Origin of the sequence: Amycolatopsis panacis (assembly GCF_003600245.1) — a bacterium.
GTDB lineage: Bacteria > Actinomycetota > Actinomycetes > Mycobacteriales > Pseudonocardiaceae > Amycolatopsis > Amycolatopsis sulphurea.
Map to the genome: position 1 here is coordinate 1 of NZ_QZFV01000078.1, position 12665 is coordinate 12665.

General features: G+C 69.8%; 6 protein-coding genes. 1 reads left to right on the forward strand and 5 read right to left on the reverse strand.

Going from position 1 to position 12665, the window contains the following annotated elements:
• Nucleotides 1–144: 144 nt before the first annotated feature.
• Nucleotides 145–789: a hypothetical protein gene (locus D5S19_RS13740; RefSeq protein ID WP_120023737.1), complete on the forward strand. Its 645-nt coding sequence runs from the start codon at nucleotides 145–147 to the stop codon at nucleotides 787–789.
• On the opposite strand, the gene D5S19_RS13745 is transcribed toward D5S19_RS13740, so the two are convergent.
• The 5 genes from D5S19_RS13745 to D5S19_RS13765 all read right to left on the reverse strand — a co-directional run bounded on the left by D5S19_RS13745 (nucleotide 786) and on the right by D5S19_RS13765 (nucleotide 11690).
• Nucleotides 786–2393: an aldehyde dehydrogenase family protein gene (locus tag D5S19_RS13745; protein ID WP_147397386.1), complete on the reverse strand. Its 1608-nt coding sequence runs from the start codon at nucleotides 2391–2393 to the stop codon at nucleotides 786–788. The genes D5S19_RS13740 and D5S19_RS13745 overlap by 4 nt on opposite strands.
• Before the next feature lie 5 nt (nucleotides 2394–2398).
• On the reverse strand, nucleotides 2399–9643 hold the full coding sequence (locus tag D5S19_RS13750; RefSeq protein ID WP_158605529.1) for a type I polyketide synthase: 7245 nt from the start codon (nucleotides 9641–9643) through the stop codon (nucleotides 2399–2401).
• Nucleotides 9644–9986: 343 nt separating this feature from the next.
• Complete coding sequence (locus D5S19_RS13755) at nucleotides 9987–10538, reverse strand: MFS transporter (RefSeq protein ID WP_233573884.1); 552 nt, start codon at nucleotides 10536–10538, stop codon at nucleotides 9987–9989.
• Nucleotides 10539–10711: 173 nt separating this feature from the next.
• Nucleotides 10712–11485 carry an ESX secretion-associated protein EspG gene (locus tag D5S19_RS13760; protein ID WP_120023740.1) on the reverse strand — a complete coding sequence of 258 codons (774 nt, stop codon included), beginning with the start codon at nucleotides 11483–11485 and terminating at the stop codon, nucleotides 10712–10714.
• 13 nt (nucleotides 11486–11498) lie between these two features.
• Nucleotides 11499–11690, reverse strand: a complete 192-nt coding sequence (locus D5S19_RS13765) for a hypothetical protein (protein WP_120023741.1) — start codon at nucleotides 11688–11690, stop codon at nucleotides 11499–11501.
• Nucleotides 11691–12665 lie beyond the last annotated feature (975 nt).

Here is a 12665-nt window from a genome sequence, read left to right on the forward strand (position 1 = left end):
GAGGCCGTGAAGGGAACCTTCACAGCCACACCGGGTGGGTGGGTGGGCAGGCTCCTTCGTTCGAGGTAATTGTGGTGGAAATCCGGCAGAATGGCGGACACTGGGTGTATGGCGATCATTCGACGTATATTTGCCAGTGGAGCAATGGCGACGTCTCTCTTCTCGACGCCTGGCCGCGATGCGGTCACGAAGCTGGGCGAGCAGACGTTCACTTACCTTGATGGCTCCGGCACGCTCCAGGTGACCGATTCCGCGCTCAAGCAGCTCGCGAAGGAGCAGATTGTGCTGCAGGCGGTCCCTCCGGCCACCGCCGTCATGGGTGGAACCGGCAAGAAGACCGTGGTCGGCATCCAGACGAAACCCGAGTACGGCACAGGTACGGTCGATCTGCTCAGTACGACGACAGGGCGGCCGTTGAAGGGTTCGGGCCGCGCCCGCGGTGGTGCCGTCCTGACCAACTCGAAGGCGCGGATGGAGATCGCGGGCATCCGCGGCTCAGTGCCGGACGGCAAGATTTACGCGTTCCTGAAGGTGAACGATCAGTGGCTGGGCGAGGTGCCGCTGTATTCGACCGACCCGAGCAAGGTGCAGCTGGCGATCGAGCCGGGGGTGCCGAGCCAGCCTGTGAAGATGACGGCCAGCGATATCCCGGTGACGCCCACCCAGGAGGGCGTGGACGCGTTCACCAAGGCCTTCGGGATCGCGCTGTTCACCCCGAAGGACATCGTGTTCACCGCTTCCGCGAACGGCCTCGTGTGGCCGTTGCCGTATCTGCCGAGCGTTGCCTAGTACTCCGTGGAAGGCGCGCCGACCGCGGCCTCCCAGGGGTGTGTGCGGGAGGTCGCGGTCGCGACCGCTTGCAGACGGCTGGTGCGCAGGAACGGGTAGGCGAGTTCGCCGTGGGTACCGCCGCTGTGGCCGGTGCCGCCGAAGTCGGGCAGGCAGCTGACATGGCCCACGTGCGAGTCGTTGACCTTGAGCAGTCCGCCGTTGGCCACGGCGACGGAAAAGCGTTCGATCACCTTCGGGTCTTCGGTCCACAGCGAGTTGCGCAATCCGTACTTGTTGGCGTTGAGGAACGCGATGCAGCGGTCGAGCAAGTCGGGGGCGTCGTCGGGCACGACCACCGACAGCAGCGGGAAGAAGGTCTCCTCACGGACCGCCGCGACGTTCTCCGCCTGTTCGAAGCCGTCGACGCGCACCACGGTCGGTTCGATGAACAGCCCCTGCGGATCGGGTTCGCCGCGCAGATCGATCTGGATGCCGCCGCAGATCTTCACCGCCCCCGCGGCCAGTGACTCCCTCAGGCAGCGGTGGAACGCGGTCGCGCGCAGGACGGGGCTGAGCACCGTGTCGGAACGCTCGGGGTCGCCGGGGCGCAACGCCGACGCGGCAGCACGGAGCCGATCGAGAAGCCGGTCGGCGATGGCCGGGTGGGCGATGGCGTATTTCGGGATGATGCAGCCCTGACCGGAACCGTAGAACGACTCCACCAGCGCCGCGGTGGCGTGGTCGAGGTCGGCGTCCTCCCACACCAGCACGCCGTCGTTGCCGGAGAGTTCCAGGATCGCCTTTTTCCCCAGCGCCACGCACTTGCGTTCGAGGGCGAGACCGCGCTCGCTGGAGCCGAAGTAGTAGATGGAGTTCACCAGGGGGCTCTCCAGCCACTGCTCCATCAGCACCTCGTAGTCGCCGCAGAGCACATTGAGCGCGCCGGCCGGGAGGCCGTGTGCTTCGAGCACCGGGATGAGGATCTCGTGGAGGGCGTAGCTCAACGAGCCGGCGCAGCTTCGCGGTACGCGGATGACCAGCGCGTTCCCCGCCAGCAGGGCGAGCGCGGCGATTAGCCCGGTGCCCGGGGTGTTGGCCGGTGGGTCGATGCAGACCACGCCGTCGGGCTGGCGCTGCAACACGATCGTGTGCCGGGGCGTGGTGATCTCCTGGCGCAGCAAGGACCGCGCGTGCGCCAGGCTCTCCGGCCGCACGAGGTCGAGCAGCACGTGCGACTGTGCCTCGGCCAGTCGCTTCGGGCAGCCTTCCATCCGCAGGATGTGCGAGAGTTCCTCGCGATGGTCCAGGAAGGCCTGGTGCAGGTCCTCGACGCAGCCGATCCGGGCCTCCAGCGGGATCTCCCGCAGCCGCGGTACCGCCGCCGCGGCGGCGCGGAGCGCGTCCTGTCCGTGTTCCGGTGCCGCCAGCGCGGCCGAGCACAGCACGTGGGGATTCGCGTGCAGTTCCTCTTCACTGCCCTCACGCAGCAAGTGCAGCAGCCGCACCGTGTCGGGGCTGCCGGGGTCCAGGACCGTGCGGACGCTCAGGCCGTAGGCCCGTTCCTCGGTATCGATCCGTTCACCGCCGATGTAGAGCGGAAAATGCCGGATGGCGGTGGACATCGGTGTCACGGTGACTCCTCGGCCTTGAAGTAGGTGACCAGCGAGCGGGCCAGGTCGTCGATTCCGGTGCTGGCGATCAGCCGCATGACCGGAATCTCCCGCCCGATGCGGCGCCGCATTTTGCTGAGCAGTTCGGCGGCCATCAGCGAATCCACGCCGAGCTGGTCCAGCGGCCGGTTGCGATCGATCCGCTCCGGATCGACGCTGAGCACATCCGCGAGCGTCGAGACGATCGTGTCGGCGGTGATCGCGATCGCCTCCTCGGTCGACGCGCGGCGAAGGGTCTCGGCCAGGTCGTCGTACTCGTCGCGCTCGGTGCACTCGTCGCCGACGAGTTCGCCCAGCCGCGGGCTGCGCAAGTGCGGGAAGAGCCTGCGCAGGAATTCCCCGTCGTGGCTCCAGACCACCGCGACATCCGGGCCGCCGACCAGTTCGTCCAGTGCCTGCCGGACCTGGCGCAGCGGCAGGAACGCCTGGCCGCTGCGGACCATGGTCCGCGCGACTTCCTCGTTCCGCGCGACGTATCCGGCTTCGCCGAGCACACCCCACGCGATCGTCTGCCCGGCCAGCCCCCGGGCCCGGCGGGCGCGGGCGAACGCTTCCAGGAACAGGTTTCCCGCGCAGTAGGCGGCCTGCCCGGCGTTGCCGAACAGCGCGGTGGCCGAGGAGAACATCAGGAACAGGTCGAGGTCATGGCCGCGGGTGACGCGGTCGAGGACCAGCGCGCCGGCCATCTTCGGCGCGAGTACCGCCTGGAACCGTTCGGGGGTCAAGTCGGAGATCAGGACGTCGTCGAGCACCATCGCCGCGTGCACGACGCCCCGGAGCGGGGCGCCGTCGATCGCTTCCACCACCGCCCGCATCGCGGATTCGTCGGTGCAGTCGGCCGCATGCACGGACGCCTCGACGCCGTGCGCGGCCAGCTCGGCGACGAGTTCGACGGCGCCGGGAACGTCCGTGCCGCGGCGGTTGACCAGCGCGAGGTGGCGCGCGCCGCGATCGGCCAGCCAGCGCGCGATCTCGGCGCCGATACCGCTCGCGCCGCCGGTGATCAGGTAGGTGCCGTCCGGGTCGAACGCAGGGACCGGCGGCGGCGCCTGCTGCACCGGTGGCCGCTGCGCGTGGTCGACGATCAGCTTGCCGATGTGGCGGGAATGCTGGATCGACCGGAACGCCTCGGTGATCTGGCCGGCCGGGAACGCCCGGTGCGGAATCATCCGATAGGTACTGATGGCATTCCGGGCCAGCTGTTCGTAGTCTCCGCGTACCAGCTCGTGCCGATGCCGGCCCAGCTGATCGACGTCCACCGCGAAGTAGCTGATGTTGTTCCGGAACGGGTACAGCGAGATGTTCCGGTCGCTGAAGATGTCGCGCTTGCCCAGCTCGACGAACCGGCCGCCGAAGCGCAGTACTTCGAGGCTGCGGCCGATGAACGCGCCGCCGAGCGAGTTGAGCACCACGTCGACGCCCCGCCCTCCGGTGGCCGCGAGCACGTCGGCGGCGAAGCCGAGGCTGCGGGAGTCGAAGACGTGCTCGACCCCCAGCAGCCGCAGGAAGTCCCGCTTCTCCTCGGTCCCCGCCGTGGCGATGGTCGTGGCACCGGCGACGCGGGCACTCTCGAGTGCCGCCAGCCCGACGCCGCCCGCCGCGCCGTGCACCAGCACCACCTCGCCCCGTGCGAGCCGGGCGAGGTGGATCAGGCCGTACTGGGCGCTGACGAACGCCATCAGCGCGCCGCCGGCGACGAGGAACCCGATCCCGGCCGGGATCTTTCCCACCAGGTCCTCGTCGACGACCACGTGCGAGTCGAACGTTCCGGGGAACATGCCCGCGACCTCGTCGCCCGGGCGGACCCGGGTCACGTCCGGCCCGACGGCGGTGACCACACCCGCGCCTTCCAGGCCGAGCCGGGTGCCGGCGATCCCGTCCGCCACGACCCAGTCCGGCAGCATCCCGATCGCGATCAGCGGATCGCGATAGTTGATCCCGGTCGCGCGGACGTTGACCACCACCTCGCCCGGGCCGGGCTCCGGTGCCGTCGCGGCTTCCCACGCCAATCGGTACGACGCTCCCTTGTCCGCCACGACCAGCCGGTACGGAGTGGACGGGTCCGCCTCCAGGCGGGGGCGCAGATCGCCAAGGCGGGGAACGAACCGACCCGATCGGGTGAGCACCACCTCGTCCTCGGCGGCGGGGTCCAGTATTTCCCGGGCGACGTCCTCGATCGGTACCTCGCGTTCCCGCGAGATCCGCCGCAGCCCCAGCGTGCCGCATTCGGCGGCGACCGTGCGCGTGGCACCCCAGAACGCCGCGTCGACCGGGGCGATCGGCCGTTCCGGGGCGGGGTTGACGCCGCTGGGACGGCTGATCACCCACAATCGCACCGTCGTGTCGGCGGGCAGCTGGGCGACGCTGACCGCGAGACTTCGGGCGAACTCGAACCGGCGGCTGGTCGCCGCGACGGCGTCGGCCGGGTCGGTTCCGGCGTTGGCGAGCAGGAACACCACGTCGGTCGCGGGCGCGGTGAACCAGCCGTCGGGACCGGTGTCCTGCGCGACGCGGACCGCGTCGGCGCCCAGCTCCGTCAGGCTGGTGGTCAGGGTGTCGGCCTGCCCGGCCTCGGTCTCGTTCTCCGCGACGACCAGCACCCGGCCCCCCAGCGTGGCGGGCTGCGGTGGCGGCAGCGACGCCGTCCTGGCCGGGCGCGTGGCCGTCGTCACCGAGCACGGTCCCTCCTCCGACCAGGTCCGTGTCTGGAGAAAGCCCGCGTCGGCAAGGAGTTCCCGGCACTCCTGCACGGTCAGCAGAGGGGATCGCCGATCGGTCATCGACCAGTACTCGGGGACCACACCGAACAGCAGCGCCATCCACGGCGCGTCGTGGGTCTCGACGACGAGCAGCCGTCCGTGGTCGGCGAGCATGTCGGAGATCGCGGCCAGCGCTGCCCGCACGTCCTTGACCGGGTGCAGCGCGTTTCCGGCGATCACCACATCGAAGCTGCCGGGCTCGATGTCCGGCGCGTCCAGGTCAAGCGCCCGGTACTCGACCCAGTCGTACGCGGCGAACCGGGCCGCCGCGGGCGTGAGGAAGGACGGCAGGACGTCGGTGAACAGGTACTGGGTGCGCTCCGGCGGCAGCAGCGGCAGCACCTCGGCGGTCAGCTCTCCGGTACGGGCACCGAGTTCCAGGATCCTCAGTGGACGGTCGGCGGGCCACGCGTCCACGAGCGGGCGGAGCAGTTCGGCCACGGCCTGGTGGTAGGGACGCAGGATCGGTGACAGGCCGAGGAAGTGGGCGAAGCTGTCGCTGCCGTGCGGCGGAACGACGATGTCCCACGCCTTCCGCTCGCCGCGCAGCAGCTCGGCCAGGTGCAGCCCGCAGCGCCCGAACAGGGTGAGTTCGGGGACGAACTCCGGAAAGTCGGTGATCAGGGCGGCGAACGCGGGGTCGGCGCCGGGCCGTAACAGCCACCGGGACCGGCCTTGGAACTCACCGCACCACTGCAGGTGACCGTGCTCGGCGGCCAAGTTCATCAGCAGGTCGAGGAGCTGGGTGAATTCCGGCCGCACACCGGCCGCGAACAAGTCCTCGGTGAAGAACGCACCGGCATCGCCGAGGATGGTCGCGAACGCACGTGCCGCGTACGCGGCCGTCGCCGCCACACGTCGTGGCCTGAACTCCGCATGGCGCGGATCGACCCGGACCGTGACCTGTGGCGGCGCGTAAACCACCTTCCCTCGTGGGGCGGGGCCACGCGCGGCGGCGCGAAGCTCGACCCGCTGCCGCTGGACGGTGTGCCGGCCAGGCAGGGTGATCCGCACGTAGCGGACGTCAAGCAGCTCGACCAGGACGGTGCCGGCGTCGTCGGTGATGGTGATGTCGGCAGTGGCCGAGATGTCCGAGACGGTGCGACAGCGCCAGTGGACGGCGCCGGTCGCCGTGGGCTCGGACCACAGCCGCGCCGTGCCGATCCCGATGGGCAGGTAGGCATGTTCGGTCGAGACGAGGTCCGCGACCAGCCGGCCGAGCTGCACCGCCAGCTGCGGCGCCGCGTCGGTCCAGGCGGGATGCGCGTGGAAGCCGGTGAAATCCAGGTGGCTGCCGTCCACCTCGGCCAGGATCTCCATTCCGTGCGACCAGAGCTGGGTGATCACCAGGAATTCCGGCCCGTAGCCGAGGCCGAGCCGTTCGCAGTCGGCGTAGTGCGTGGCGTGGTCGACGTGTTCGCCGTCCTCGGCGAACCTGGCACGCAACGCCGCCAGATCCAGCGGCGGCGGCGCGGGTGCCACCCGGCGCCGCACCCGGGCCCGCGCGTGGGTCTGCCACAGCGCGCCGTCCGCGGCCCGGGTCGCCACCCGGAGCACACCGTCCTCTTCGGACAGTGACACTTGGAGCACCGGCAGCACGTCCTCGTCGTCCGGCGCGGGCAGCGGTTTGAGGATCTGGAGTTCGTGCACCTCCACCGGCCCGTCCAGGGCGAGCCGGCCGGCGGCCCAGCCCATTTCGAGGTATCCGACCGCGGGCATGATGGGCGTCCCGAGCGCCCGGTGCCCGGTCAGCCAGGGCAACCGCGCGGGATCCACGGTCGAATGCCAGGTCGGGTCGGAGACCATGGCACGGGTGCCGAGCAGCACGTGGTCGGGCGCACCGGTCACGCTGCTCCAGCTGTAGCGGTCGCCCTGGAAGAAACGCTCGCGCTGCCACGGGTACGCGGGCAGGGACACCACCCGGCCACGGTGCGGGAAATAATCCTCGCCGAGCCCCACCCCGCCCGCCGCCAGCACGGACTCGATCGTCGTACGCAGGGCCTGCGGCCCGGGGGCGGTCATGGTCAGCGTCGGCAGTACCGCGAGCACGGCGTCGTCCTTCGCGGCCCGCTTCAGGTAGGTCTGCAGCACCGGGCGTGGCCCGATCTCGATGATCGTGTCGTACCCGGTGCTCACCAGGTGATCGGTCGCGGCGGCGAACCGGACCGGCTCGCGGACATTGCGCCACCAGTACTCCGCGTCCAGCCGATCGCCCTCCAGCGGCCGGCCGGTGACCGTGGAGACGAACTCGACCGAAGACGGCTTGGGCGTCAGGTCGGCCAGCGCCGTCGGCAACGCGGGCCACAGCGGGTCCATCGCCGCGCTGTGGAACGGATAATCGAGGTCCAGCACCCGGCAGAAAACCTCGCGTTCGGCGAGCCGATCGGCCAGATCCCGCAGGTCCTCTCGGGGACCGGCGACCGTGACGTCGGTGGCGCTGTTGACGCCGGCGATCTCCACGCGCCCGTCGTAGCGCGCGAGCAGCTCCGCGACCTCGGCTGAGGCGAGGTTGACCGCAGCCATGGTGCCGGTGCCCGCCGTGCTCGCCTGGGCCTGGCTGCGGGCGACCACCAGCCGCACGGCCTCGTCGACGTCGTACACGCCCGAGACGAACGCGGCGGCGATCTCGCCGACGCTGTGCCCGTACACCGCCTCCGGTACCACGCCGTGCCCAGCCAACGTCGCGGCGAGGCCTGCCTGCACCGCGAACAGAACCGGCTGAACCACCCTGGTGTCCTGCAGCCGTGGCTCGGCAGCGCGCAGTTCGTCGGCCACCCGCCACCCCGCCGCGGACTCCAGCTCGGCGTCGATCTCGCCGATGGTCCTGGCGAACACCGGGTCGGCGTCGAGCAGATCGACGGCCATGCCCGGCCACGTCGACCCGTGCCCGGAGAAGACGAACGCCACCCGGCCCCGCTCGGTACCGCGTTGCGGCGCGACCTTGCCGGCCAGACGGCTCCGTGCCTGCTCCGCGGTGGCGGCAAGGACCACGCGCCGGTATGCGTGGCGGCCCCGGCGCAGCCAGCTGGTGTAGGCCAGATCCGGGAAATCCGGACAGTCCTTCAGCCGCGCGTCCATGCGGGACACCGCTTCGGCCAGCCCCGACTCGGTGTGCGCGGACACCACGACCGGCACCGGCGACCCGCCCGGCGCGCTCGGCGGCGGGGCGGGCGGCGCGGCCAGCACCACATGCACGTTCGTCCCGCCGAAGCCGAACGAACTGACCCCCACCAGCCGGCCGGCGCCGACCGGCCGTGCCTGTTCCACCGGGGTCAGGGCCAGGCCGTCGAAATCGATCTCCGTGCTGCGTGGACTCGCGTGCGGCGTCGGCGGTATCTCCCGGTGCCGCAGCACCAGCATCGCCTTGCACAGCCCCGCCATTCCCGACGCGGGCTCCAGATGCCCCAGGTTCGCCTTGACCGATCCGACCGGCAACGGCGCGCCCGTCCGACGCTGGCCCAGCGCCTGCCCGATCGCGCGGCACTCGGCGGGGTCGCCGATCGGTGTCCCCGTCCCGTGCGCCTCGACGTACGCGAGGTCGTCCGGATCGAGCGCGAACCGCTCGTACACCTCCCGGAGCAAGGCTTCCTGCGCCTCGCCGCTCGGCAGCACCAGCCCGTTCGTGTGCCCGTCGCTGTTGGTGCCCGAGCCCTCGATCACGGCGTGCACCCGGTCGCCGTCGGCGACCGCGTCGGCCAGCCGCTTGAGGACCAGCAACCCCGCGCCCTCGGCACGGACGTACCCGTCGGCGTTGGCCGAGAACGGACGGCAATGCCCGGTCGGCGACAGAAAACCGGCCTTGGCGAACCCGATGAACGACATCGGGCTGAGCAGGATGTTCACCCCCGCCGCGAACGCGACCCGGCCCCCGCCGTGCCGCAGATGCTCGCACGCCAGATGGACGGCGTTCAGCGCCGACGCACACGCGGTGTCCACCTTCAGGCTCGGCCCGCACAGATCGAGCTGATACGACAACCGGTTCGCCGTATTGGACAGCGCCAGCCCGGAATTCGAGTACGGTCCGATCATCGACGGCGGCACCATCATCTGCCCCGCGTAGTCCATCACGGAGGCCCCGACGAACACCCCGGTGTCCGATCCCGCCAGCGACCGCGGATCGATACCGGCGTCATCCAGCGCCTCCGTCCCGAGTTCCAGCAGCAGCCGCTGCTGCGGGTCGATGTTCAGCGCCTCGCGCGGACTGATCCCGAAAAAGTCCGCGTCGAACCCGGCGACATCGTCGAGGTAGCCGCCCGCGAAGGTGTAGGACTTGCCCGGCCGCATCTGGTTGGTGTCCTGGTATTGCGCCAGATCGAACCGGTCCGGCGGTGGCGGGCCGACGGCCTCGCGCCCCTCGGACAGCAACGCCCACAGGCCGTCCAGATCGGCAGCCCCACCGGGAAACCGGCACGCCGCACCGACGATCGCGATCTTGTTGGGCACACTCGGATGCTGCCCGCGGCGCCGGTCGCCTGTCGAGGCGCCCACGGCAGATTCACCCGAATCACCAATTCCCGAAGGCCGGATACCGATAATCGCACCGCCGTCGCACCATCGGATTATTCCGCTCGATCCCGCATTTCCCGAATCGACCATTCCCGAATGCCGCGAACCCGCACATCCTCAGTGACATGCGGCCATCCCAGCGAGGCGCCGCGTAACTCCCTTGGGGCACAGGGATCCCCACCCGGACCGTCGCCGTAATCAACCGATTCGAGGGACACTCATCGGGGACCGTTGTCCCTGATTCCCGAGCCCCACACCACAAACTGAGAAATACTCTCATCTACCCGGATGCCGCAGTCGCCAGAGCACGGTTGTTCAGCACGGGCGAGAAGACCAGCGCCACCAGGATGAGAAAGACACCGGCGACGGCGAACGAGACCTGAACCCCGAACGAGCCGGCGAGCACACCGCCGAGTGCCGCACCGGCCGGCCCGCCGATCATGACCACCATCCTGCTGGCGGAAAGCACCCGTCCCAGGAGTTCCTCCGGCACGATCCGCTGGCGCAAGGTGCTCACCACGACTTTCTCCGCCGTCATCAGCGCACCGGTCGCCATCATCATCGCGGCCGCGACCCACGCATCGGCGACAAGTCCCAGAACCAGAATGGCCACACCCACGCCGGCTTTGCCCGCGAGCATCACCGCACCGGGACCGAATCGCCTGCTGGCGGCTGCGGCGGCCAGTCCCCCGGCCGTCGAGCCGACCGCGGTGGCCGTCAGCAACAGGCCGAAACCGAAATCCGGAAGTTCGAGAACCTCCTTGGCCAGCAGCGCGAGCATCGCGAACTGAGCCGTGACAGCGACGTTGCTGAGACAGGTGACCGTCGCCAAGGCGACAGCTGGATTGTTTACCTACTTGTGATGTGCAGGAAGTCGCCTGGCTGTTCCAGCGGGTTGAGCCCGCAGCCGTTCCCACAGGCTCGGTTGCTCCGGAAATCCGGCTTGGCGCGCTAGTTGCGGCGGCTAGCGCGCCTTGCTCGGGTAAGCATGCCTGGCTGCTGAGGTCAGTCGTCCAGTCCGCGCATCGTGTTGTCAAGGGCAGAGGTGATGTAGTCGCGGCTGCCTGGCCCGCAGGAGATGATGTCGTGACCGTCGCTGCCGTTCTGAAGCATCGTCAGGACCCGGCCGTGGTCGACCGTGTCCACCGCAGTCAGTGGGTAGCTTGACGAGCGTTTCCGGCGCGCGCGGCTGGCCACGTAGAACTGGTGCATCGCGCTGCGGGGTGCGGCCATCAACGCGCGGACCTGCTCGGCCCCGTCGGGGGCGGTGTAATCGCTGGTCGTGTCCAAGTCGTAGGACTCGGACACCGGCCCCGCGCCGTACTCCGCGCGAGGTACCTTGATCTCTCCGATCGCGGCCGGACGGGCGTTCGGCAAGGTGTCAACAACCGCACGACACAACCGCCTGGCCGGAATGCGCACCAAGGTGGCCCGGTCATCGTCCACAGTGATCAGCAACCCTGCGCGTCCGGTCAGGACCGCCAACGCGGCGGAAGTGTGTCCGTCCCGAGCACCGGAGAGGCGGTAGCACTCCGCGTCCGCAGTCGAGATTCCCCACAGCACGTCACGGAAATCCCCGGTCAGCCGCTGCCGACGCAAGTCGTAGAACCCTGGCTCGGCCAGGACTTGCCGCACCAGATCATCGAACGTGCGTGCGGCACCGTCCTCCATCCACCACTCGACCACACCGAGCACGGGATGCGCCGCACCGATCTGTTCCCACTCCCACGCCCTGGCCAGCGCCACGCGCGGCACCGTCACCGGTTCCTCAATGAGCATGCGCGGTAGCCCGCTACTTGCCGATCACCGGCGGGACGGCTTTACCGTCGTAGCCGAACAACGCGTTCGGGTCCGGTTCCAGCAGATACGAGGCGGACTTCTTCTCCTTGTCCTCCTCCTTGCTGGCCTTCCCGGCCCCAGCGGCACCCATCGGCATGCCGTTCGCGCCACGCGCACCGGCCGCGCCTGCCCCGCCCCGTGACACTGGCTCCTCCGCCGCGCCGAACCGGCCCGAACCCGTCGACCGTCCCGGCCCACCAGGGCTGCCAGCACGCGGACCTGCCCCGGGCGTCCCCGGTCCTCGTCCACCGGTCCCCCGTTCTCCCGAACCGGGCACGCCACCGGCGAAACCGCCGCCGAAGCCAGAACCCGCACCAGGTCCGGTCCCGAGACCGTAGGACGACCCGCCCCCGCCCGGACCGACAGGCGTCAATCGCGTCGGGTCACCACCACCCGCGCCGGGCGGAGTTGGAGGGACAAAGCCCGCCGAGTGCGTGCCGTCGCCGCCGATTCCCCGCGCAGCAGGTACCTGCGTGCCGACCGGCCCGTGACTGCTTCCGCCTTGGCCCGGCGCGGGCGGCGAGACGAACGAACTGCCCTGGCCAGGCTGCTGTGGCCGACCATCCTGGCCGGGCGAGTGAGGCTGGAACGTCGAGTGCCCACCGCTCGTCGCCTGCTGATTTGCTGCGGTAGATGGGTTCCCGACCGTGAAGTCACCTTGCGCATCTGGCATTTGGCCGTACTTGGTCGGCATGACCTGCGCGTGCCCATCGCTGGTCGAAGTAAAGCCCTGATAGATCCGCTTGTTCTGCTCGACTGCCGCGTTGCGCTGGTTGATCTGGTCTTCAGCGTCGGTGTCCCACGGGGTCGCCCGGTCGACGATATCCCGCGTCGGAGGAAAGTCGGACACCTCCTGCAACGAGTCACGAGCGGACTGGAACGCATGACTCTGATCTGTCAGCGTGTTCTGGCCTGCGCCCAGCGCCGACGATGACGAGATCGACACGTCAGCCAGCGGCTGCAGCCCGCCCCGGGCCGCGTCGCCACTCTGCCCGGACCACGCAGCTTCCAACCGGGCCACGATCGCCCTCGTATCCGACTCGATCCCCTGCTGCTCCGAAGCCTGCGACATGCTCACCTGTTGGGCATGCCCCAAACTGCCCAGACCTGGACCGTTCTT